The sequence below is a fragment of the Bradyrhizobium sp. IC4059 genome (assembly GCF_020193615.1).
Classification (GTDB): Bacteria; Pseudomonadota; Alphaproteobacteria; order Rhizobiales; family Xanthobacteraceae; genus Bradyrhizobium; species Bradyrhizobium yuanmingense.
The window spans coordinates 390,377-411,265 of sequence record NZ_JADYVH010000006.1 but is presented as its reverse complement, the minus strand read 5'-3'; the positions used below and the strand labels follow the sequence as shown (position 1 = coordinate 411,265).

Here is a 20,889-nt window from a genome sequence, read left to right as displayed (position 1 = left end):
CCCACTAACCCAGCACCGTCTTGCCGTTCTTGATCACCGTCACCCCGCGCGACTTCACCTTGGCTTCGAACGAGATCACGTTGCCGTCCTTCCAGAGGTCCATGGTCACGGTCTCGCCGGGATAGACCGGCGAGGAGAACCGCGCGACGTGCTGACGGAAGGCGCTCGCATCGTAGTCGGCATAGGTCTGGAGCACGCCGCGGCAGGTGATGCCGTAGGTGCACATGCCGTGCAGGATCGGACGCGGGAAGCCGGCTTTCTTGGCGAACTCGGGATCGGAGTGCAGCGGGTTGCGGTCGCCGCAGAGGCGATAGACCAGCGCCTGGTCGGGGCGCGTGGTGATGTCGATGGTCTTGTCCGGCTCGCGCGATGGGATCTTGTGCGGATCGGGCTGGGTCAGGTTCGGCCCGCCGAAGCCGCCATCGCCGCGGGCAAAGCGCGAGGCGACCAGCGTTGCCAGCTTCTCGCCCTTCTCGTTCTTCAGCACGGTCTGGTGAACGATGACCACGCCCTTGTCCTTGCCCTTGTCGTAGACTTCGAGCACCGAGGAGTCGGCGGTGATGTTGGCGGCGACCGGCAGCGGCTGGTGGAAGGTGATGTCCCGTTCGCCGTCGACCACCATGACGCGGTTGAGATTCATCTCGCCCGGGCCCGAGCCCCAGGCCGCGACAGAGGCGAAGGTCGGCACCACCTTCAGCGGCCGCGGCGTGAACGTGCCCTCGTTGACGAAGGCGAGCTCGTTCTCGTCCATGGGATCGGCACCGAGGCCGATGCCGTAGGCGTAGAGCATGACTTCGCGATCGGTGTAGGCGTATTTCTGGCCGAGATTTTTCAGGCCTTTGAGCTCTTCGTATCTGGCGGACATTCTTCTGGTTTCTCCCGGGATTTCACCGGCGCTTACTGATGCGCCCTCTCCCCTTGCGGGAGAGGGCTCCGAGGTGCCGGCCACATACGCGTTTGGGTGAGGGGTTGCTTCCACGTTGAAGATTCTCTCCGTGGAGAGAACCCCTCATCCGGCGCTTCGCGCCACCTTCCCCCGCAAGGGGGGAAGGAAGAAAGCAATCAAGCCACCGTGAAGAACGGCAGCGGGGCGCCGTCGGTCGGCTTGAACACCACCTTCACCTTCTGACCGATCTTGAGCTTCTCCATATCGCAGTCGACGAAATTGGTCTGCACCGATGGCCCCTCCTTCAGCGTGACGTAGCCGATGGCGTAAGGGCCGGTCGGCGATTTCCGCATCAAGCTGTAGGTGTAGATCGTGCCCTCGCCAGAGGCCTGTTCCCACACCGTCTTGTCGGAGTAGCAGAACGGGCAGATCGAGCGCGGGAAGTAATGCGCTTCGCCGCAGGCGGTGCAGCGCTTGATCATGAACTTGCCCTCTTTCGCCGCGTCCCAGAACGCTGATGTCTCGGGATTCGTCACCGGGGCCGGATACTTTTTCACTTCGCTCATCACACGCGCTCCAGAATGGCGGTCGAGGCGGCGTGGCGGACGCCGAGCAGGCCGCCGGTGCCGTGGGCGATGGCGAGATCGCAGTTCTTGACCTGCACCTTCGGATGCGCCTCGCCGCGCAGCTGCCTGACGGCTTCGAGGATCTTGGTCATGCCGCCGCGGTTGACGGGGTGGTTGCTGCAGAGGCCGCCACCATCGGTGTTGAACGGCAGCTTGCCGACGCCCGAGATCAGGTTGCCGTCGGCGACGAACTTGCCGCCCTCGCCCTTCTTGCAGAAACCGAGGTCTTCGAGCTGCATCAGCACGGTGATGGTGAAGCTGTCATAGATCGAGGCGTATTTGATGTCCTTCGGCGTGATGCCGGCTTCCTCGAACGCACGCGGACCGGACCAGACGCCGGCGGAGTAAGTGAGGTCGAGATCTTTGCCGCCGCGCGGGCCCTTCATCGCCTCGCCATGGCCGATCAGGCGCACCAGCGGCTTCTTCAGGCTCTTGGCAATCTCCGGCGTCGTCACGATCAGCGCGCCGCCGCCGTCGGAGACGACGCAGCAATCCATGCGATGCAGGGGATCGGAGATCATCGGCGAGTTCAGGACGTCCTCGACAGTGACCACGTCCTTGAGCATCGCATGCGGATTGTACTGCGCGTGATGCGAGGTCGCGACCTTGATCCAGGCGAGCTGCTCGGAGGTGGTGCCATAGTCGTGCATGTGGCGCATGGCACACATGCCATAGGCATTGTGCGTGGTCGCCCCGTAAGCGGTTTCGAAATCGACCTCGGCGCCGGAAGCGCGCGGCGGCATCGCGCCGGTGCGCGGCTTGCCGGCGAGCGTCAGGAGCGCGATCGAGCATTTGCCCGCGGCGATCGCCTCGGCGGCATGGCCGAGATGGATGATGTAGGAGCAGCCACCGGTCTCGGTGGAATCAATGTGGCGAAGCTTCTTGGTGTTCAGGCCGAGATAATCGACCATCGGCCAGGCGCCGCCGGGCGCGTCGCCCGCACAGAAATAGCCGTCGATATCATCCTTGCTGATCCCGGCATCCTCGATCGCGCCCTTGGCGACCTCGGCGTGGAGCTGGGCGGTGGATTTGTCCGGCGCATGCCGGGTCGGGTGTTCGTAGATCCCGGCAATGTAGGCCTTGCCCTTGATGGTCAAAACTTCAGTCTCCGCTCGCGTCTCGTTCGTGGCTCTTTTTTTGGCTCTTTTTTCTGAACCGCACCGGGCTGATTGGCAAGCGCGGAAATATTCCGCCCCGCGAGAGGGTAGCGGATTGGCGCAAGGGGAGCACATCCGAAAATCCGCCCCAGATAGCAAGCGAACCTGCCCGCCGCGTCGTCATTGCGAGGAGCCCTTGCGACGAAGCAATCCAGAGCCCCTCCATTGAGGAATTCTGGATTGCTTCGCTACGCTCGCAATGACGGAGTTTGTTGCCACTGATGGCGCTGCTTCAACTCAAGACTCGCTCGCAGACACACGCCCGCATCCTCGCGGCACATCTCGCCCGAGTTTTGCTCCCGTCTTGCTCCCTCCGAAGACAGAGGGCGCAGGGAAGACCGGGTGCCGGCTGGGCACCCACGGTCCGCTGTGCGCGAATTGCGCGAAAAACAGATGCACAGCGGGATACAGGTGAAGCCCAACATCCGGCCTTCCCTGCGCAGTGGCTTTACGGCTTATGTCGCGCTCTCCCCGGGGAGCGATGCACTATTGCCCCCGTCGCCTTGCGAGAGAGACCCGCACGACTTGACGCACAGACCCCGGGCGTCAGGACCACACGATTTTGCCGTACGCGAGACCGCGCCCGTCGTGCGCGCGAAAGACTCGCGCGACGCAGCCCGCGTCCACCGCCGCTCACCCCGCGTTTCGTGGCGATCGCGATACGCCCCTCTGAGAGGGATGAGGTGGCGGAGAGATACGATAATTCCGAATTTCGGTAAAGCGGAATGTTTTTGCGCGCGCGGATTGACCATGGCTTGGGTGTTTTGCCCGACGCGTAGTGCTAGGGGTGGTGTCGTAGGGTGGGTTAGCCGAAGGCGTAACCCACCGCTTCGCTCTCAGCGGCGGCAGAAGCGGTGGGTTACGCCCCGCGAACGCGCTTCGCGCATTCACAAGGCTAACCCACCCTACGGGAGCGCCTACTCCGCCGCGATCTGCCGGGGCGCCGGCGGCGGGTTGGCCAAATCCGCGGCGAGCTGGGCGTAGCGGGCCTTGGCGTCGTGTACGGCCTTCTCCTTCACGGGGCCGTAGCCGCGGATGCGGTCGGGCAGTGAGAGCAGCTCGACCGCGGTGTCAATCGTGAGCGGCGACAACAGGCCGAGCACGGTGGCGACGTCCTTCTCGTAGCTGGCGATGAGATCGCGCTCGAGCTTGCGGTCGGCGCTGCGGCCGAAGATGTCGAACGGCGTGCCGCGCAGGAACTTGAACTTGGCCAGCACTCGGAAGACCTTCAGCATCCACGGGCCGAAGGCGCGCTTCTTCGGGCGCCCCAGCGCATCGACACCGCTGCTGAGGATCGGCGGCGCGAGATTGAAGTTGAACTTGAAGTCGCCCTCGAACTGGTCGCGAAGCTGCTGCTCGAAGGCGCCGTCGGTGTAGAGGCGCGCGACTTCGTACTCGTCCTTGTAGGCGAGGAGCTTTGCATAATTCACGGCAACCGCGCGCGGCAGCGCATCGCCATAGCCGCCCTTCGCGGCGGCATCGCGGACCTGGTCGACCAGCTTGCGATAGCGCCTGGCGAGACGGGCGTTCTGGTAGGCGGTCAGATGCTTGGCACGGTGCTCGATGACCTCGTCGAGCGTCATGGCATCGAGCGCCTTCGGCGCGGCCACTTCGTCCCCGCCCTTCAGCATATCCGCAAGGCGCTTGGGGTCGGCGACCGCGAGACGGCCAAGGCGGAAAGCTTCCTTGTTCATCTTGATCGAGACGCCATTGACCTCGATCGCCTGCTCGATCGCTTCCGCGGAGAGCGGCAACAGACCCTTCTGATAGGCATAGCCCATCATCATCATGTTGGTGGCGATGGCATCGCCGAGCAGCTGCTCAGCCGGCTTGGTGAAGTCGAAGAACACCGAATCCTTGTGCAGCGCCGTTTCCAGGAGCCCGTTCAGCTTGCGGGTCTGGAAATTGAAATCGCGATTGAGGATGAAATCGGCGGTGGGAATGACGTGGCTGTTGATGATGCCGTGGGTGCGGCTGGTGTCACAAAGGGTGATCGTGTCCTTGGCGACTGCGACGACTTCGTCGGCGGCGAGCACGAGATCGGCCGTGCCGGTGACGATGCGCGAGCAGGTCACCTCGGCCGGATGATCTGATAGCCGCACATGGCTGAGCACCGCCCCGCCCTTTTGCGCGAGGCCCGACATATCCAGGATCATCGAGGCCTTGCCCTCGATGTGGGCGGCCATGCCGAGCAGCGCGCCGATGGTGAGCACGCCGGTGCCGCCGACGCCGCCGACGGCGATGTTATAGGGCTTGTCGAGCGTCGGGCGCGAGGCCGGCTCGGGCAGCGTGCCGATCTCAGCGAGCTCGGCTGGCGCGCGGTGGCGCGGCGCGCCGCCGTCGATGGTGACGAACGACGGACAGAATCCTTTCAGGCAGGAATAGTCCTTGTTGCAGGATGACTGGTTGATAGCGCGCTTGCGGCCGAACTCGGTCTCCAGCGGCTCGACCGAGATGCAGTTCGACTGCACCGAGCAATCGCCGCAGCCTTCGCAGACGGTCGGATTGATCATGACGCGGCGCGCCGGGTCCTCCATCAGGCCGCGCTTGCGGCGACGGCGCTTCTCGGCGGCGCAGGTCTGCACGAAGACGATCGCCGAGGTGCCCTTGAACTCGCGGCACATCTTCATGACGTTGTCGAGCTCGTCGCGGTGATACTTCTTCACGCCGGGCGCGATGGTATCGGCCGGGTAAGCGTCGGGGTTTTCCGAGACCAGATAGAGCTCGCGGATGCCTTCGGCGTAAAGCTGCTGGGTGATCTGCTGCGGCGAGAGATCGCCGTCATGACGCTGGCCGCCGGTCATGGCTACCGCATCGTTGTAGAGGATCTTGTAGGTGATGTTGGCCTTGGAGGCGATCGCCTGGCGGATGGCGAGAATGCCGGAGTGGAAGTAGGTGCCGTCGCCGAGATTGGCGAAGATGTGGTTCTCGTTGGTGAAGGGCGCGATGCCGACCCAGGGCACGCCCTCGCCGCCCATATGCGTGAACGTCTCGGTCGAGCGGTCCATCCACAGCGCCATGAAGTGACAGCCGATGCCGGCCAGCGCGCGGCTGCCTTCGGGGACTTTCGTCGACGTGTTGTGGGGGCAGCCGGAGCAAAAATACGGGGTTCGGGAGACAGGGGCGACCGCCTGCATCTGGGTCGCCTGGCGGCCGTTGAACCAATCGGCCTTGGCGCGGAGCATCTCCGCGATTTCAGGGTTGAGATCAAGTCGAAGCAGGCGCTCGGTGAGCGAGGTCGCGAGCGAGGCGACGCTGAGCTCGGCGGCGAAGGTCAGGAAGCGCTTGTCGTGCTCGTCCATCTTGCCGACGATGCGCGGGCGCACATCGTCGCGCCAGTTGAACAACACCTGCTTGACCTGGTTCTCGACGATCTCGCGCCGCTCCTCGACGATGAATATCTCCTCCAGGCCGACGGCGAATTCGTGCACGCCTTCCGGCTCGAGCGGCCAGGGCATGCCGATCTTGTAGAGACGAAGGCCGATTTTGGCGGCGACCTCCTCGGTGATGCCGAGCTCGCGCAGCGCCTGACGAACGTCCTCGTAGCTCTTGCCAGAGGCCATGATGCCGAAACGGGCGGTCGGCGAATCCATGGTGACGCGGTTGACCTTATTGGCGCGGGCAAAGGCGATGGCGGCAAAGCCCTTGTAGTCCTGCAGGCGGCGGTCCTGCTCGAAGCGGTCGTCGGGCCAGCGCAGGTTGAGGCCGCCGGGTGGCAGCTCGAAATCGGTGGGAATGATGAACGGCTTCATCTCGTCGGTGAGGTCGATCTCGGCGGTGGTCTCCACCGTCTCCGTGATCACCTTCATGCCGACCCAGCAGCCGGAATAGCGCGACATCGCAATGCCGAGCAGGCCCATCTCGATCATCTCGTGGATGCTCGAGGGATAGAGATACGGCATCAGTGCCGACATGAAAGCATGGTCGGACTGATGCGGGACGGTGGAGGATTTTGCGCCGTGGTCGTCGCCGGCAAGGCACAGCACGCCGCCGTTCTTGGCCGAGCCCGCGGCATTGCCGTGACGGAACACGTCGCCGCAGCGGTCGACGCCCGGGCCCTTGCCGTACCAGATGCCGACCACGCCATCGTATTTGGCGCCGGGCGAGAGGTTGAGCTGCTGCGAGCCCCATACCGCGGTCGCGGCGAGGTCCTCGTTCACGCCGGGTTGGAACTTGATATTGTACTGCTCGAGATGCTTGCGCGCGGCGAACAGCTGCTGGTCGTAGCCGCCGAGCGGCGAGCCGCGATAACCGGAGATGAAGCCCGCGGTGTTGAGGCCGTTGGCGCGGTCGCGCCGGATCTGGGCCATCGGCAAGCGGACCAGGGCCTGGATGCCCGTGGTGAAGACGTGTCCGGTCTGCTGGGTGTACTTTTGATCGAGACTGATCGGACCCTGGTTGATGCCCATGCTGTCCTCGCTTGCGCCCTGTTCAGGTCTTGCTGACTTAAGTCGTTGCCTGCCCATTGGTTTTAGCTAGGGCGCGCCGACCACCTCCGCCACTCTATGTCGGATATTTCATGCTCCGCATCACAATTCTGGACCAAAGGAGGCCTCGGGTAAAAATCGCAATTTCGTGGCCTGAAACACGTTGGCGATTTTCAGTTTGTGTCACCATACCCCCATCGTTGCGAAATGAATCGACGCTTCCCTTCACGCAGGTAGGGTCGATGGGTCGCAGGGGAGGCTGTCGATGCGGACGATTCTGACGGGCCTGGCGCTTGTGGGCCTGGCGTTGTGCAGTGCGGTTGCAAGTACGGTCACAAGCGCGGCCGGCGCCGCCGGACCATCGCCCGAGCTGATCGCCTATGGGAAGGCGCTGGCCGAGGCCGGCGACTGCGCGGGCTGCCACACTGCCGATCCGGCAAAACCGTTCGCGGGCGGCAAGCGCATCGACACGCCCTTTGGCGCGATCTATGCGCCGAACCTGACGCCGGACCGCGACACCGGCATCGGCGGCTGGACGGATGCCGATTTCACCCGCGCCTTGCGCACCGGCATCGCGCCTGACGGCTCGAATTATTACCCGGCGTTTCCCTACCCCTATTTCACGAGGATGACGAAGGACGACACGCTGGCGATCCGCGCCTATCTCGCCACGCTGGCGCCCGTCACCAGCCGCAACAAGCCGCCGGAGCTGCGCTGGCCATTCGGCTATCGCGGCCTGATGCGGCTTTGGAACACGATGTATTTCAAGCCCGGCCTGTTCGAGCCGGACCAGACCAAGAGCGCGGCCTGGAACAGAGGCGGCTACCTGGTCACCGGGCTCGGCCATTGCGGCGCCTGCCACACGCCCAAGAATTATTTCGGCGCCGACCGGGATGCGCAGGCGCTGTCCGGCAACGCGGTCGGCGGCTGGTTCGCACCGCGGCTCGATGGCGCCGCCCGCACCGGGCTGAAATCCTGGAGCGAGGCCGATATCACGGAGTACCTGCAAAGCGGGCGCAACGCCAAAAGCCACGCCGGCGGGCCGATGGCGGAGGTCGTCGTCAACTCGACCTCGAAGATGAGCGATGCCGACGTGCGCGCGATCGCGATCTATCTGAAGAGCCTGCCGCCGGCCCGGCGCGAGACCATCGTGACGCCGCCGGACGCTGCCGAGATGAAGGCCGGCCAGGCGGTCTACGCAAAGCTCTGTATCGCCTGCCACGAGGCCGACGGCACAGGCAGCCCGCGCATCTACCCGCCGCTGCCGGGCAATGCGCTGCTGCAATCGATCAATCCGTCCTCGACCTTGCGCATCATCCTCGACGGTGCCCACACCGTGACGACGCCGCGCGCGCCGAACACCGGCGAGATGCCGGCTTACGCCAAGCAGCTGTCCGACGCCGAGATCGCCGCGGTGACGAACTACATCCGCAATTCCTGGGGCAATGCCGGCCCGCTGGTGACACCGGCACAGGTGGCAAAAGCAAGGAAGCGAGAGGCGAATGGGGAATAGCGAGTGGCGAATGGCCCAGAACCATTCGCTATTCGCCATTCGCGCGCGACAGCGCTCACCGCTCTTCATCCCCCGTGAACACGAATTTCGGCATCTCCCATTTGTAGCGCACCGCAAGCAGGCGGAAGCTGATGCCGAGGACAAATGTCAAAATGGTCCAGAGCTCCGCGTTGAGCTTGAGACCGAACGCGGTCGCATAGAACAGTCCCGTCACCACCGAGACGCTGGCATAGAGCTCGGAGCGAAACAGCAGCGGCACGTCATTGCAGAGCACGTCGCGCAACACGCCGCCGGCGCAGCCCGTCACCATGCCCGAGACGATGACGATCGGCAGAGAAGCACCCATCTGCCAAGCAACGTCGCAGCCGGTCATGGTGAAGACGACGAGACCGATGGCATCGAGCACGATGAAGGCGACCTTCAGCCGGTGCACGAGGCGCGCAAACAGGATGGTGAGGAAGGCGGCGCCGCCGGCGAGCGCGAGATAGATCGGGTTCTGCACCCAGGCCAGCGGATAATGTCCGAGGAAGAGATCGCGCAACGTGCCACCGCCGAGCGCGGTGATGCAGCCGAGGAAGCAGACGCCCAGCCAATCCATGCTGCGGCGTCCGGCAGCGAGCGCAGCCGTCATGCCCTGCGCGGCCACCGCAGCCAGGGACAGGAAATGCAGCAAGCTATCGGTAGGCGGCAGGCTCCACATCGCGTGTTCCCTCTCCGTGGCCCTCGAACTCAGGCGCGGGTTCCCATGGAACAGGTTCCCGATTCCCCACACCGAGGCAACATGCGACGAAAGCATCAAGGCGGCGGAACAGAATCTCGCACCTGAGGGTTGTCCCGGGTCATAACCGAGGAGACCAAATCGATGGCAGACGACCGTTTTCCCAACGATCCGTACCGCCCGAACCTCGCCGACGATGAGTACTCTCGCGCGGCGCGCCGGGATGCCGACCTGCAGGCCGATCCCGAGCTCGGGGAAGGCCCCGCCTCCAGCGGCAAGATCGCGCTGTTTGCGGTCGCTGTCGCCCTGGTGTTGGGCGCAGTGTTCTACGGCTTGAACAATTCCAGCACCACCAACGAGGCCAGCAACACACCGGCCTCGCAGACTGCGCAGACGCAGCCGACCAATCCGGCCGCACCTCCCGGCATGCGTGACGTGACGCCGCGCAGCAACGCCGAGCCGGGCGTGACCACGGGTGCAGCGCCGAACAGGCCGGCCCCGAATACGCCAGCTCCGTCCGACGGCGCGAAGTAACATTTCGTAATGATGCGCGAGAGCGGCGGGATGCAACATCCCGCCGCTTTCGTTTGCCTACCCGAACATCTTGTTGAGCTCGCCGCCGGGATAGCCGCCGCCGAGCTCGGTGAAGGTCCCCTTCTCCGCCATCTCCTTGGCCGCGCGCATGAAGCCGCCCCAGGCGGCGCGGGCGAGCGAGCCGCCGACGCTGATGCGGCGCACGCCGAGATCCTGGGCTTCCTGCAGCGACAGGCCGGAGCCGCCGATCAGAAGATTGAACGGCTTCGGTGCGACCGCCTTGACCACCGCGGCGATGTCCTCGCGGCTCTTCAGACCCGGCGCATAGAGGCAGTCGGCGCCGGCATCGGCATAGGCGGTGAGCCGGTCGATGACGAGCTTGAGATCGGTCACGCCCCACAGATAGGCCTCGCAGCGGCCGACCAGCAGCGTGCCGCTGTCGCCGATCGCCTTGCGCGAGGCCTTGATGCGCTCGACGGCCAGCGCGCGATCGTAGAGCGGCTTGTCCTTGTCGCCGGTGGAATCCTCGATCGAGAGGCCCGCAACGCCGGTGCGCACACCGCGCTCGACATTGTCCGCGACCTTATCGGGCTCGACCGCAAAGCCACCCTCGAAATCGGCGTTCACGGGGATGTCGACAGCCGAGCTCAATGCTGCCAGATGCTGACAGACGTCCTCGACGGTAACGTGATTGTCGGCCTTGCCAATGGTCCAGGCAAAGCCGGCGCTCGATGACGCGATCGCCTTGAAACCGAGATGCTGCAAGGCTTTCGCGCTGCCGACATCGACCGGATTGGGCAGGATGAAGCAGCCGCTCTCGTGCATCTTCCTGAACGTCGCGCGCTTGTCAGCGGTCGTCACGTGCATGTTTCTCTCCCTTGTTAGCCGCGCAGAGATAAGGCTGCGTTTTCGAGTCCGCTAGTGCGCGTCATGCACGGCGCGGCTGTCCTTCGGCGCCTCGTCGCGGTCGTTCATGCCGTAGTCGCGGATGACGCTGGCGATGCGTAAGTGATAATCGGCGAAGATCTGCGCCCTGCCCCTGGCCTGGGTGCGGCGGTGCTCCATCGTGTTGCGCCAGGCCTGGACGGCCGCTTCGTCCCGCCAGAACGATACCGACAGGATCTTGCCCTTCTCCGTCAGGCTCTCGAAGCGCTCGACCGAGATGAAGCCGTCGATGGTCTGCAGCAACGGCTTCAGATCGGCTGCAAGGTCGAAATAGGTCTGGCGGTGTTCCGGCTTGGGCCAGACCTCGAAGATCACGGCGATCATGGGCGTCTCCTGCTGTTGGTGGGCCTACAATACCACCTTGCGCAGGAAGGTGCGTTCTTCGGCGAGGATGAATTTCTCCGCCTCGGCAAAGTTGAAGTTTGCCATACCGTCGAGATCGGCGCGCAGCCGTTTGCGATAGGCTTCATAGGCGGCCAGGCTCTCGAACGAGATCAGGGCGGACGCGATGTTGTTGGTGCCCTCATGCGGCATGAAGTAGCCAATCAACTCGCCGCCACATCTTGGGATGATGGTGAGCCAGCGCTTCGAATATTCCTCGAACTGCGCGCGCTTGAACGGATCGAGCTGGTAGCGGATGAAGACGGTGACGGACATGATGGGCTCCTTTATTTTCGCCGTCATTGCGAGCATAGCGAAGCAATCCAGGAGTCCCTCCGCGGACGCAGTCTGGATTGCTTCGCTACGCTCGCAATGACGACGTGGTGACACGATAGGCCCTTGCCCGACACCAACGCTTCGGTTACCATCGAAGCATGAAATCAGGACCCGACATCGCCATGGTCGCCTCGCTGGTTGGCGACCCCGCCCGCGCCAATATGCTCACGGCGCTGATGAACGGCCGTGCGCTCACGGCGAGCGAGCTGGCTCAGGAGGCCGGCATCACGCCGCAGACCGCAAGCTCGCATCTGTCGAAGCTCGAGGCCGGCGGCCTGATCGAGCCGGAGAAACAGGGCCGCCACCGCTATTACCGCCTCACCGACGACGACGTCGCCGGCGTGCTCGAGGGGCTCGCCGGCCTTGCCGCGCGGACCGGCCATATGCGCGTGCGCACCGGGCCGAAGGACCCTGCGCTGCGGCGCGCGCGGATCTGCTACGACCATCTCGCCGGCGACCTCGGCGTGCAGATGCTGGACTCCTTGCGCGAGCGGCATCTGGTCAGGCAGAAGAAGCAGGAGATCGAGCTGACCGCCGAGGGCGAGCGCTTTCTTGTGAAGCACCTGCAGATCTCGCCCGACATGCTCAGCCATCCGCGCCGCCCGGTCTGCAAGGCCTGCCTCGACTGGAGCGAGCGGCGGCACCATCTCGCCGGCACGTTGGGCGCGGCCATGATGCAACGGTTCGCCGAGTTGAAATGGGCCGCGCGCGATCCCACGCCCGGCAGCCGTATCGTGAATTTCACCCGTACCGGCGAGAAGCAGTTCGCTGCGCTGTTCGCGAATGGGAAGGACTGATCACACTTTTGCGTGTGCCCTCTCGCTTCCGTCATGGCCGGGCTTGACCCGGCCATCCACGTCTTTATTGCGGCTGGCACGTGGATGCCCTGGACAAGCCCGGGCATGACGGAGACTGTGATGAACCGCATCTTCCTGGCCGCGCTCGCCGCCACCCTTCTTACTTTCCAACTCACATCGACCTACGCCGCCGATGCCACGCCCCGCGAGCCCTATGGCATCGCGCTCGAAGGCTTTGCCTATCCTTACCCCGTGCACTTGCTCCCCGTCGTCAACGACGGCGAGCAGCTCAGCATGGCCTATATGGATGTCGCCGCGGCACGGCCGAACGGCCGCACCGTCGTGCTGCTGCACGGGCGCAATTTTCCGTCGAGCTATTGGGCGCCCGTGATCAAGATGCTGAGCGAGGCCGGCTTTCGTGTCGTGGTGCCGGACCAGGTCGGTTTCGGCAAGTCTTCCAAGCCGGCGGGCGAGCTGCATTTCGACAATCTGGCGCGCAACACCATTGCGCTGCTCGATCACCTCAAAATCGACAAGGCCGAGATCGTCGCGCATTCGCTCGGCGGCATGCTCGGCGTGCGCATCGCTCGCGCCTATCCGGACCGCCTCGCCCATCTGGTGCTGACCGCGCCGATCGGGCTCGAGGACTACCGCCTCTACGTGCCGCCGACGCCGACCGAGAAGATGATCGAGACCGAGGACAAGCTCACCGCCGACGGCTATCGCAAGCAGCTCCAGACCAATTACGCAATCAAGCTGCCGGCCGAGGCGATCACGCCGTTCATCGAGGCCCGCTTCAATATCAAGGGCAGCCCGGACTATCCGCGCTGGCTGCGCGCCTTCGTCTCTTCCGGCCAGATGATCTATCGTGAACCGGTGGCGCACGAGATCCCGCTGATCGCGACACCGACTCTGTTCATCATGGGCGCGGACGACCACAACGCGCCGGGCCGGCCGCTCGCGCCGGAGGCGCTGCGGGCCAAGATGGGGCAGAACGCAGAGCTTGCGAAGCAGCTCGCCGCGAAGATGCCGAACGCGCGGGCCGAGGTGATCCCCGACACCGGCCATCTCGTGTTCCTGGAGGCGCCGGAGACGTACAAGGAACTGGTGCTGGGCTTTCTCGGCCGCTAGCGACACCAGCGTGTCGTCCGGGACCAGATGCGGGGAACGTTCATGCCGCATTCAGGTCATGATTGGCAGGTTTGGATCGCAACGTGCCGGCACGTTTCTCCAATTTTAACGTGTCGAATCGTGTCTGTTGATTCATTGTGCGCCACAAGCGCCATCCCCCTAAGCCTGCCCCCAGGACGAGAAGGAAGATCAAAAATGAAATACCTGTTAGCCGCCGTCATGCTCGCCAGCGCGGCCGTCGTCGGTTTCAGCGAGGCGGCCAGCGCCGCCGAGGGCTGCGGCCGAGGGTTTTATCGCGGCCCCTATGGTCAGTGCCGCCCGATGCGTGGCGCGGTCGTCGTGCGCCCCGCCCCCGTGGTGGTCGCCCCGCCGGTCGTCGTGGTGCCCCGCGCGCGCGTCTGCCCCTACGGCTTCCGCTGGTACGCCGGCCGCTGCCGTCCTTACTGATCTTCTTCGCACTCCAGAATGGCCGCGCGGCATCCGCTGCGGCCATTTTCTTTTGGGGCTCTGACTTTCGCCCACGGAGCCGGGCGTCTCCAGAATCGAAACGGGGACCGCCAGCGGCGATCCCCGTTGAGTCCGCGAATGGTCGCGAGCTTACCAATAATGGCGGCGGCGCCAGCGCCGACGGTGCCGGCGCCAATGACGGCGGTGCCAGCCCCAGTGGCGGCCACGCCCACGCCAGTGAACCTGCTCAGGAGCGAGTTGCGCAGCTTCCTCACTGGTCGTGACAGCGGGATGAGCGTCGGGATTGCCTTGCGGCGCGTGAGTGGGATCAGCGAGCGGCTGCGGTGACAGCGGCGCGGCCTGTGCCGCGGTCGCGGCGAAGGCAGCGGCGCCCGCCGTCAATCCCAAGGCAAGTTTCAAAAAGTTCCGGCGCTCCATCGTTTCTTCCTTCTTGGATCATCGTGCACGTGATGCAGAAGGAATGTCGCTGCAACGCCATGAACCGAAGCTGAAGCCGGCGTTCAGATTCATGCGAGCCGAGATGAAAAATTCGTAACTCCGTCCGGGTTACAGAACCTCGCTACGTCGCGAACTCCTGCGCCAGCACCAGCGTCTCGCGCGAGCGCTTCACGTCGGGCCAGTCGCGGTTGAAATCGGCGACGAGCTTTTTCAGCGCGTCGCCTTTCAGAATCGCGTTCAGCTTGGCCTCGTCGTCGAACTGATACATCGCCTGGTGCAGCGAGGGATCGTCGAGACTCCAGAACCGCCACGCCTTGCTCACGCCGAAGGCCTTCACTGCGTCGGGCAAGTGTTCCGTCTCGTACCACCGGTCGAACGCAGCGCGCTTTTCGGCGTCGGAGACGACGGCGCGAACGACGAAGAAGGCTGCTGGCATCGGATTTCCTCCTGTTGTTTGGGGCGAGCCTAGCCGGTTAAGCCGCCGGCGACAAAAAGAGTTGGCCTGGATGTCGGAACGGGCGCTCTTCGTTCGTCCTTTGCATCGAACCAGGACACGGAGACAGAAAATGGCCGAGCTCACCCTGACCACCTTCGATTGGGTTCCCGCAGCGCCGCGAGGCTTCGTGCGTGACTTCCGCGTGCGCTGGGCGCTGGAAGAAGCCGCCTTGCCCTATCGCGTCGCCAGCGTGCCATTCGACGACCGCGGGCCCGCGCACTTCGCCCACCAGCCGTTCGGCCAGGTTCCGTGGCTGACCGACGGCGACCTCTCGATCTTCGAGACCGGCGCGATCCTGCTGCATCTCGGCGGCCTCAGCGAGAGGCTGATGCCAAAGGACCAGCGCGGCCGCACTGAAGCGGCGGAGTGGGTGTTCGCGGCGCTCAATTCGGTGGAGATGGCCAGCCTGCCCTGGGGCATGTCCAAATTCATGGGACATCCGACCGACACGGCAGCATGGAAATTCGTGGACGACTTCCTCAAGCTTCGGCTCAAGCATCTCGAGGCGGTGCTGGCCAGCCGCGAATGGTTGGCGGGCTCCTTCTCCGTCGCCGACATCCTGATGGCGGACGTGCTGCGCGTCGTCGATGGTTTCAACGGGCTGACGGATAGTCCTGCCTGCCGCGCTTACGTCGCGCGCGCCACCGGACGTCCGGCGTTCGCCAAGGCCCACGCCGACCAGCTGGCGCATTTCGCCGCGGCGGATAAGGCGCGTGGGGCGTGATGCACCTCACATAATCGATGCTGTGCTTGGCATAGAGTCGCCGGCATCGGAACGATTCAATTCGACAGGTGACCCATGGTCCGCATCGAATATCTCAAGCGACAGATCGCCCGCGCCGAGCGGTTGGCCAAGGCCATCCTCGACCGGCAGACCGCCGACCGGCTCCAGGCCTACGCCGCCGAATGCCGCGCCGAATTGTCGGAGCTGACAGTCAAGCAGGCCGCGTGAGGCTTGCTGGCGCTGGAGGCGTCTGATGCGTAGGGCGGATTAGCGATAGCGTAATCCGCCACTTCTCCATCCGATGACGCACACCTTGGTGGATTACGCTTCGCTAATCCACCCTACACCTCACACCAGCTTCAGCGGCGCATCGGCAACGACCCTGAGGTCAATGCTGCCGATCAACGCCGCACGCCGCGCCTCCGCAGCACTGATGGCCTCGTCCGTCTGCCGCAACGTCGAGACATTCGAGCCGAGCGAGACGATCCCGCCGAGCACCAGCGCAATCGATCCGAGCGCGGCAGTCTGACCAAATCCGAACAGACCGAGGATCGTCACCAGCAGCAGCGCCGCCCCGCCACCGATCGCGATCTTGGACGCCAGGATGTACTTGCGGCACCGCTCAGCGATCTCGGCGAGCTCTTCGATCCGATCTTCGATATCGGAGATTTCATCGGTCGGATCGTCTTCGGTCATTGGATCGAGCGTGCCAAATCAGAAGGAGCCTGTCGCCCGCATGAGCAAAGCGACATGCGGGACCTCGGCAAAGGGCCGGATTTCGCTGCGCTCATCCGGGCTACCTCCTATTACAACGGCAAATTGTCGTGCTTCTTCGCCGGCATTTCCGTCTTCTTGTCCTTCAGCATCGCCAGCGCCCGCGCGATGCGCTTTCTTGTCGAGTGCGGCATGATGACGTCGTCGATATAGCCGCGCTCGGCGGCGATGAACGGCGACAGGAAGCGGTCCTCGTATTCCTTGGTCCGGGCGGCGATCTTGTCGGGGTCGCCGATATCGCTGCGGAAGATGATCTCGACCGCGCCCTTGGCGCCCATCACCGCGATCTGGGCGGTCGGCCAGGCGTAGTTCATGTCGGCGCCGATCTCCTTGGAGGCCATGACGTCGAAGGCGCCGCCATAGGCCTTGCGGGTGATGATGGTGACGAGCGGCACGGTGCATTGCGAGTAGGCGAACAGGAGCTTGGCGCCGTGCTTGATCAGGCCGCCATATTCCTGCGCGGTGCCGGGCAGGAAGCCGGGGACGTCGACGAAGGTGACGATCGGAATGTTGAAGGCATCACAAAAACGAACAAAGCGTGCCGCCTTGCGCGATGCGTCGCTGTCGAGCACGCCGGCCAGCACCATCGGCTGGTTGGCGACGAAGCCGACGGTGCGCCCGGCGATGCGTCCAAAGCCGGTGACGATGTTCTTGGCGAAGGCTTCCGCGATCTCGAAGAAGTCGCCCTCGTCCACGACCTTCAGGATCAGCTCCTTCATGTCATAGGGCTTGTTCGGATTGTCGGGGATCAGCGTGTCGAGCGACATGTCGACCCGCTCGATGTCATCGAAGCTCGGCCATTCCGGCACGCCGTCGGTGTTGTTGGAGGGCAGGAAGTCGATCAGGCGGCGCATCTGCAAGAGCGTCTCGACGTCGTTCTCGAAGGCGCCGTCGGCGATCGAGGAACGCGTCGCATGCACCGAGGCGCCGCCGAGCTCCTCGGCGGTGACGACCTCGTTGGTCACGGTCTTCACGACGTCTGGGCCCGTGACGAACATGTAACTGGTGTTCTTCACCATGAAGATGAAGTCGGTCATGGCCGGTGAATAGACGTCACCGCCGGCGCAAGGGCCCATGATGACGGAGATCTGCGGGATCACGCCCGAGGCAAGCACGTTGCGGCGGAAGACGTAGGAATAGCCGGCGAGCGCCGCGACGCCTTCCTGGATGCGGGCGCCGCCGGCGTCATAGAGGCCGATGATGGGCGCCCTCGCCTTCATCGCCATGTCCTGGAGCTTCGTGATCTTCAGCGCATGCGTTTCCGAGAGCGAGCCGCCGAACACCGTAAAGTCCTTGGCAAAGACAAAAGTCTTGCGGCCGTTGACGGTGCCCCAGCCGGTGACCACGCCGTCGCCCGGCACCTTGGTCTTCTCCATGCCGAACTCGGTGGAGCGGTGCTCGACGAACATGTCGAACTCCTCGAACGATCCCTTGTCGAGCAACAGCTCGATACGCTCGCGCGCCGTCAGCTTGCCGCGGGCGTGCTGCGCCTCGATGCGCTTCTCCCCGCCGCCGAGCTTTGCGCCGGCACGACGATCTTCAAGGGCGTCCAGGATGTGTTTCATTTGCTCCCGCCAGTTCTTAAGTGATGGGCGGGTTCTAACACGGCATTTTGCGGCCCGGAAAGCCGGTTTCGCGGTCGCAGGGCTGCCCTGCCGCAGCGGGAAAGCGCAAGGAATTACAAAGTTTTGCCCAGGAGGCGAGCGTGAGCGAAGGAACGGCCGAGACGGGCGCTGCGACAGGCGGCGTCAACATCCTGCTGCGGCTGGAGGGCCTGACCCTGTTTGCAGGGATGGTGACGCTCTATACGGCCTGGGACGGGTCGTGGCTGGTGTTTGCGCTGCTGTTCTTCGTACCCGATCTGAGCTTCCTGGCCTACCTGTCCGACGCCAGGTTCGGCGCGATGGTCTACAACGCCGCCCACAGCTACTTGGCGCCGGTGGCGCTGCTGACGCTGGGCTTCGCCCTCGCCTCGCCCCTCACCCTCTCCATCGCCTTGATCTGGCTTGCCCATATCGGCATCGACCGGGCGCTCGGCTACGGCCTGAAATATTCCGCCGGGTTCGGCTTCACCCACCTGGGGCGGATTGGGCGGCAGAGGGACTCCTGATCTCCCTTCCGGCTGAGTGCGTAGCCCGGATGGAGCGGAGCGTAATCCGGGACGGTGCAGCGCGGGCGCGATTCCCCCGGATTTCGCTGCGCTCCATCCGGGCTACAGGACCGCATTTGTCGCACCAGCGGGTTGACCGGGCCGACCGATTCAGGCTTGCTCCGAGTCAGATCAGGCGCCGAATGTTGCGTGAGCCCAATCGGTACGGCGGTGATCATCATGCCCTAGCTCCAGCATCTACCTACTGGCATCACGCAAGATGTCCGCGACGGTCGTCCCCTTGCCGCCGAACCCAGCGTCCGAAACGATCGACTTCCTGCGCCGCATGGCCGGCATGGTGTCGGGGCGGAACGGCGAGATGCTGCTGCGCGCAGCCAGCATGATCGAACAGCTCGGCCAGCGGGCGATGTCGGCCGAGCGGCTCTATCATCAGGCGCAGGAAGAGAGCACGCGCAGCGCCGTGCTGCGCGAGTCCGCCGAACTCGCCTCCGACGCCATGGTCGACCAGATCGCGGCGCTGCGGGCACAGCTCGCCGAGCTCACCGCCGCGACCGCAGCCGAGCGCGCCGCCTTCGATGCCGAGCGCGGCAAGCTGCTCGAGCTGATGCAGCATGCCGAGAGACATATCGGCAAGCTCACGACGGAGCTCGACAGCTTGCGCGCCTCCGTCGACAGCCTCAACGAGACCGCGGTCTCGGTGCCGATCGAAGTGCTGCGGCTGGCGCGGACGCAGTTCGATTATCTCTCCAGCGGCTTTGCCCGGCGCGGTGATCCGATCTCGCAGGCCATGAGCGAGATCGGCGGCTTTGCGATTGACCGGGCGCTCACGGCAAAACCCGACAACGCCTGAACTCCGTCCCCGAAATCGTCGACTTTCAGCTCGAGCTGGACCGCCGGGTTGGCGCTCAGAATTGCCGAGGAGTTGCCGATGGCTGCGTGGTGTTGCCATGACGTCATCATAGCGGTGACACCGAAACCACTACAAGGCCGGGCGTTCGAAAGCGATATCAGCGCAGCAAGAACCCACGACCGGAGAGAACAATGTTCGTCGATATCGATAATGCATCACTCGCGATGGCAGGCTCGAGCCTGCCCGGAGATCAACCTATCTTCATGATCAATCTTCTCCGTTATCGGAATGAGGCCTTGTACCGGGACAAGTCCGAGCTTCCGGCCTGTTGCGGCCGCGAAGCCTATTTCACGCGCTATGTCCCCGCATTTCGCAAGATCGCGACTCCGCAAGGGGTCAGGCCAACTTGGCTTGGATCTGTCGGAGCTCTGCTGGTGGCCGCGCAAGGCGAAGCCTGGCACGACGCCGCAATCGTCCGTTACCCTGACTTCGCGACCTTTCGAGCGATCGTCTTGAGCTCCGATTACCGGCGTGAGGCCGAGCCCCACCGTTTGGCCGCGCTCGCCGATTGGCGCCTGATTGCGACGACCGAGGTTCAGGTGCCGGCTGATCTGCAACCGCGCGCTTAAGCTGACCGTGTGGGATCGGGTTGCTTCTCCATCAACCACACGGTCGCGCTAGATCGCGCCGATCTCGGCAAGGCAGGCTTGCGTCAGCGTCATGCGAGCCTCGATGTGCCGTGGCTCTTTGCAATCCATGTTGAGCGCGAACACGGTATGTGCCTCGCCCTTCTCGGCCCAGCCGACCATCCAGCCGAGCGACGGCTCGCCGCGCTCGGCGCCCAGGAGACCAGATTTGGCGCGGATGACGGCGTCGCCGACCTTGGTCGCCGGCAGGATGTCGGCGACGAGATCCTGGCTGCGCTTCGAGATCGGCAGCGAGCGGCGGCGCAGCCGGTCGACGAAATCGACTTGCTCGACCGGATCGATGCGCAAGGCCCCGGTGAGCCAGAACTGGTCGATGCCGCCGCCGATGTCGCGATTGCCATAGTCGAACGCGTCGACATATTGCTGCATACGCACCTCGCCGATGCGGCGCGCAATCTCCTGATAGACCGGCACCGCGCTCACGAGAATCGCGCTGCGCAGCGTGTGATCCTTGTTCCAGGTCTCGATCGGCCGCTTGACGCCGTCCCAGGCAAACACGTCCTTGTCGGGGTCAGTGACGACACCGGCCTCGAGCGCAATCAGCGAGTTGGGAATCTTGAAGGTCGAGGCCGGCAACTTGCCCTCGCCCGAGCGCTCCTTGTCGCTGGCGACGATCAGATAGTCCTCGACCTTGTAGCCGACGAAGGTGCCCGACGTGCCGAGGTCGGTGAAGCGCTTTGCAAGAGCGTCGCGGATTTCATTGCGCGGCGGCGCGACATGGGCGCGCGCGCGTCGAGGCAGGATCGCGGTTGCGGCGAGGAGGCCGAGGGTGGAACGGCGGGTCAGCAAAAGCGAGATCCGTGAGCAGTGAAAACCAGCGCGACCATGCAGCCGCTAAGTGTTGAAACGATGACAGGTTACATCTTGAGCA

The 20,889-nt window shown here is 64.3% G+C and carries 23 protein-coding genes; 10 read left to right on the top strand and 13 right to left on the bottom strand.

Going from position 1 to position 20,889, the window contains the following annotated elements; translation table 11 throughout:
• Positions 1–4: 4 nt before the first annotated feature.
• The 4 genes from I6F12_RS21320 to I6F12_RS21305 form a co-directional block, all read right to left on the bottom strand.
• On the bottom strand, positions 5–865 hold the full coding sequence (locus tag I6F12_RS21320; RefSeq protein WP_036011141.1) for a MaoC family dehydratase: 861 nt from the start codon (positions 863–865) through the stop codon (positions 5–7).
• A 197-nt stretch (positions 866–1,062) separates the two neighbouring features.
• On the bottom strand, positions 1,063–1,452 hold the full coding sequence (locus tag I6F12_RS21315) for an OB-fold domain-containing protein (protein ID WP_225157157.1): 390 nt from the start codon (positions 1,450–1,452) through the stop codon (positions 1,063–1,065).
• On the bottom strand, positions 1,452–2,609 hold the full coding sequence (locus tag I6F12_RS21310; RefSeq protein WP_225157156.1) for a thiolase domain-containing protein: 1,158 nt from the start codon (positions 2,607–2,609) through the stop codon (positions 1,452–1,454). The genes I6F12_RS21315 and I6F12_RS21310 overlap by 1 nt, the downstream gene beginning before the upstream one ends.
• A gap of 977 nt (positions 2,610–3,586) precedes the next feature.
• Positions 3,587–7,078 (bottom strand): indolepyruvate ferredoxin oxidoreductase family protein, encoded by a 3,492-nt coding sequence (locus tag I6F12_RS21305; RefSeq protein ID WP_225157155.1) that lies wholly within the window; start codon positions 7,076–7,078, stop codon positions 3,587–3,589.
• Positions 7,079–7,361: 283 nt separating this feature from the next.
• On the opposite strand from I6F12_RS21305, the gene I6F12_RS21300 reads away from it, so the two are divergent.
• On the top strand, positions 7,362–8,609 hold the full coding sequence (locus I6F12_RS21300) for a c-type cytochrome (RefSeq protein ID WP_225131185.1): 1,248 nt from the start codon (positions 7,362–7,364) through the stop codon (positions 8,607–8,609).
• A gap of 55 nt (positions 8,610–8,664) precedes the next feature.
• Here the strand turns inward: I6F12_RS21300 and I6F12_RS21295 are convergent, their stop codons facing one another.
• The gene (locus I6F12_RS21295) at positions 8,665–9,309 is read right to left on the bottom strand and encodes a trimeric intracellular cation channel family protein (RefSeq protein ID WP_225157154.1); all 645 of its coding nucleotides are present in this window, start codon (positions 9,307–9,309) and stop codon (positions 8,665–8,667) included.
• Positions 9,310–9,471: 162 nt separating this feature from the next.
• Between I6F12_RS21295 and I6F12_RS21290 the strand changes: the two genes are divergently transcribed.
• Positions 9,472–9,861, top strand: coding sequence for a hypothetical protein (locus I6F12_RS21290; RefSeq protein ID WP_225157153.1), 390 nt, complete (start codon positions 9,472–9,474; stop codon positions 9,859–9,861).
• Positions 9,862–9,918: 57 nt separating this feature from the next.
• Here I6F12_RS21290 and I6F12_RS21285 read toward each other — a convergent pair whose 3' ends face one another.
• From I6F12_RS21285 to I6F12_RS21275, 3 genes are read right to left on the bottom strand one after another with little or no spacing between them, the layout of a single operon-like run.
• On the bottom strand, positions 9,919–10,728 hold the full coding sequence (locus tag I6F12_RS21285) for an isocitrate lyase/phosphoenolpyruvate mutase family protein (RefSeq protein WP_057029659.1): 810 nt from the start codon (positions 10,726–10,728) through the stop codon (positions 9,919–9,921).
• A 51-nt stretch (positions 10,729–10,779) separates the two neighbouring features.
• Positions 10,780–11,130 (bottom strand): antibiotic biosynthesis monooxygenase, encoded by a 351-nt coding sequence (locus tag I6F12_RS21280; RefSeq protein ID WP_036011104.1) that lies wholly within the window; start codon positions 11,128–11,130, stop codon positions 10,780–10,782.
• Between the two features lie 24 nt (positions 11,131–11,154).
• Positions 11,155–11,463: an NIPSNAP family protein gene (locus tag I6F12_RS21275; protein ID WP_036011128.1), complete on the bottom strand. Its 309-nt coding sequence runs from the start codon at positions 11,461–11,463 to the stop codon at positions 11,155–11,157.
• Between the two features lie 158 nt (positions 11,464–11,621).
• Here I6F12_RS21275 and I6F12_RS21270 point away from each other — a divergent pair, with 158 nt between their 5' ends.
• The 3 genes from I6F12_RS21270 (at position 11,622) to I6F12_RS21260 (ending at position 13,898) form a co-directional block, all read left to right on the top strand.
• Positions 11,622–12,320, top strand: coding sequence for a winged helix-turn-helix domain-containing protein (locus I6F12_RS21270; protein ID WP_192893176.1), 699 nt, complete (start codon positions 11,622–11,624; stop codon positions 12,318–12,320).
• A 120-nt stretch (positions 12,321–12,440) separates the two neighbouring features.
• Positions 12,441–13,451: an alpha/beta hydrolase gene (locus tag I6F12_RS21265; protein ID WP_225157152.1), complete on the top strand. Its 1,011-nt coding sequence runs from the start codon at positions 12,441–12,443 to the stop codon at positions 13,449–13,451.
• 195 nt (positions 13,452–13,646) lie between these two features.
• Complete coding sequence (locus I6F12_RS21260; protein WP_036011098.1) at positions 13,647–13,898, top strand: hypothetical protein; 252 nt, start codon at positions 13,647–13,649, stop codon at positions 13,896–13,898.
• 150 nt (positions 13,899–14,048) lie between these two features.
• Here I6F12_RS21260 and I6F12_RS21255 read toward each other — a convergent pair whose 3' ends face one another.
• Together I6F12_RS21255 and I6F12_RS21250 are read right to left on the bottom strand one after the other, a co-directional pair.
• A complete protein-coding gene (locus I6F12_RS21255; RefSeq protein WP_074448158.1) occupies positions 14,049–14,336 on the bottom strand; it encodes a twin-arginine translocation signal domain-containing protein in 288 nt (95 codons plus the stop codon).
• A 142-nt stretch (positions 14,337–14,478) separates the two neighbouring features.
• The gene (locus tag I6F12_RS21250; RefSeq protein ID WP_225157151.1) at positions 14,479–14,793 is read right to left on the bottom strand and encodes a hypothetical protein; all 315 of its coding nucleotides are present in this window, start codon (positions 14,791–14,793) and stop codon (positions 14,479–14,481) included.
• Between the two features lie 130 nt (positions 14,794–14,923).
• Between I6F12_RS21250 and I6F12_RS21245 the strand changes: the two genes are divergently transcribed.
• Positions 14,924–15,577, top strand: coding sequence for a glutathione S-transferase family protein (locus I6F12_RS21245; protein ID WP_225157150.1), 654 nt, complete (start codon positions 14,924–14,926; stop codon positions 15,575–15,577).
• A 75-nt stretch (positions 15,578–15,652) separates the two neighbouring features.
• A complete protein-coding gene (locus I6F12_RS21240; protein ID WP_193374987.1) occupies positions 15,653–15,805 on the top strand; it encodes a hypothetical protein in 153 nt (50 codons plus the stop codon).
• Positions 15,806–15,925: 120 nt separating this feature from the next.
• Here I6F12_RS21240 and I6F12_RS21235 read toward each other — a convergent pair whose 3' ends face one another.
• Entirely contained in the window at positions 15,926–16,273 is a 348-nt protein-coding gene (locus I6F12_RS21235; RefSeq protein ID WP_036027561.1) for a hypothetical protein, read from the bottom strand.
• A gap of 110 nt (positions 16,274–16,383) precedes the next feature.
• Positions 16,384–17,916, bottom strand: coding sequence for an acyl-CoA carboxylase subunit beta (locus tag I6F12_RS21230; RefSeq protein ID WP_025036964.1), 1,533 nt, complete (start codon positions 17,914–17,916; stop codon positions 16,384–16,386).
• A gap of 140 nt (positions 17,917–18,056) precedes the next feature.
• On the opposite strand from I6F12_RS21230, the gene I6F12_RS21225 reads away from it, so the two are divergent.
• The 3 genes from I6F12_RS21225 (at position 18,057) to I6F12_RS21215 (ending at position 19,940) form a co-directional block, all read left to right on the top strand.
• The gene (locus I6F12_RS21225; RefSeq protein ID WP_225157149.1) at positions 18,057–18,461 is read left to right on the top strand and encodes a DUF4260 domain-containing protein; all 405 of its coding nucleotides are present in this window, start codon (positions 18,057–18,059) and stop codon (positions 18,459–18,461) included.
• Positions 18,462–18,720: 259 nt separating this feature from the next.
• Positions 18,721–19,311 carry a hypothetical protein gene (locus I6F12_RS21220; protein ID WP_225157148.1) on the top strand — a complete coding sequence of 197 codons (591 nt, stop codon included), beginning with the start codon at positions 18,721–18,723 and terminating at the stop codon, positions 19,309–19,311.
• Between the two features lie 191 nt (positions 19,312–19,502).
• Positions 19,503–19,940: a hypothetical protein gene (locus I6F12_RS21215; protein ID WP_036027565.1), complete on the top strand. Its 438-nt coding sequence runs from the start codon at positions 19,503–19,505 to the stop codon at positions 19,938–19,940.
• A 48-nt stretch (positions 19,941–19,988) separates the two neighbouring features.
• Here the strand turns inward: I6F12_RS21215 and blaOXA are convergent, their stop codons facing one another.
• A complete protein-coding gene (gene blaOXA / locus I6F12_RS21210) occupies positions 19,989–20,807 on the bottom strand; it encodes a class D beta-lactamase (protein WP_225157147.1) in 819 nt (272 codons plus the stop codon).
• Positions 20,808–20,889: the final 82 nt, after the last annotated feature.

Excerpts from the sequence above, each read along its gene's own strand:
- I6F12_RS21320 (WP_036011141.1), bottom strand. The coding sequence starts at position 865 with ATGTCCGCCAGATACGAAGAGCTCAAAGGCCTGAAAAATCTCGGCCAG.
- I6F12_RS21315 (WP_225157157.1), bottom strand. The coding sequence starts at position 1,452 with ATGAGCGAAGTGAAAAAGTATCCGGCCCCGGTGACGAATCCCGAGACA.
- I6F12_RS21305 (WP_225157155.1), bottom strand. The coding sequence starts at position 7,078 with ATGGGCATCAACCAGGGTCCGATCAGTCTCGATCAAAAGTACACCCAG.
- I6F12_RS21300 (WP_225131185.1), top strand. The coding sequence starts at position 7,362 with ATGCGGACGATTCTGACGGGCCTGGCGCTTGTGGGCCTGGCGTTGTGC.
- I6F12_RS21295 (WP_225157154.1), bottom strand. The coding sequence starts at position 9,309 with ATGTGGAGCCTGCCGCCTACCGATAGCTTGCTGCATTTCCTGTCCCTG.
- I6F12_RS21290 (WP_225157153.1), top strand. The coding sequence starts at position 9,472 with ATGGCAGACGACCGTTTTCCCAACGATCCGTACCGCCCGAACCTCGCC.
- I6F12_RS21285 (WP_057029659.1), bottom strand. The coding sequence starts at position 10,728 with ATGCACGTGACGACCGCTGACAAGCGCGCGACGTTCAGGAAGATGCAC.
- I6F12_RS21280 (WP_036011104.1), bottom strand. The coding sequence starts at position 11,130 with ATGATCGCCGTGATCTTCGAGGTCTGGCCCAAGCCGGAACACCGCCAG.
- I6F12_RS21275 (WP_036011128.1), bottom strand. The coding sequence starts at position 11,463 with ATGTCCGTCACCGTCTTCATCCGCTACCAGCTCGATCCGTTCAAGCGC.
- I6F12_RS21270 (WP_192893176.1), top strand. The coding sequence starts at position 11,622 with ATGAAATCAGGACCCGACATCGCCATGGTCGCCTCGCTGGTTGGCGAC.
- I6F12_RS21265 (WP_225157152.1), top strand. The coding sequence starts at position 12,441 with ATGAACCGCATCTTCCTGGCCGCGCTCGCCGCCACCCTTCTTACTTTC.
- I6F12_RS21260 (WP_036011098.1), top strand. The coding sequence starts at position 13,647 with ATGAAATACCTGTTAGCCGCCGTCATGCTCGCCAGCGCGGCCGTCGTC.
- I6F12_RS21255 (WP_074448158.1), bottom strand. The coding sequence starts at position 14,336 with ATGGAGCGCCGGAACTTTTTGAAACTTGCCTTGGGATTGACGGCGGGC.
- I6F12_RS21250 (WP_225157151.1), bottom strand. The coding sequence starts at position 14,793 with ATGCCAGCAGCCTTCTTCGTCGTTCGCGCCGTCGTCTCCGACGCCGAA.
- I6F12_RS21245 (WP_225157150.1), top strand. The coding sequence starts at position 14,924 with ATGGCCGAGCTCACCCTGACCACCTTCGATTGGGTTCCCGCAGCGCCG.
- I6F12_RS21240 (WP_193374987.1), top strand. The coding sequence starts at position 15,653 with ATGGTCCGCATCGAATATCTCAAGCGACAGATCGCCCGCGCCGAGCGG.
- I6F12_RS21235 (WP_036027561.1), bottom strand. The coding sequence starts at position 16,273 with ATGACCGAAGACGATCCGACCGATGAAATCTCCGATATCGAAGATCGG.
- I6F12_RS21230 (WP_025036964.1), bottom strand. The coding sequence starts at position 17,916 with ATGAAACACATCCTGGACGCCCTTGAAGATCGTCGTGCCGGCGCAAAG.
- I6F12_RS21220 (WP_225157148.1), top strand. The coding sequence starts at position 18,721 with ATGTCCGCGACGGTCGTCCCCTTGCCGCCGAACCCAGCGTCCGAAACG.
- I6F12_RS21215 (WP_036027565.1), top strand. The coding sequence starts at position 19,503 with ATGTTCGTCGATATCGATAATGCATCACTCGCGATGGCAGGCTCGAGC.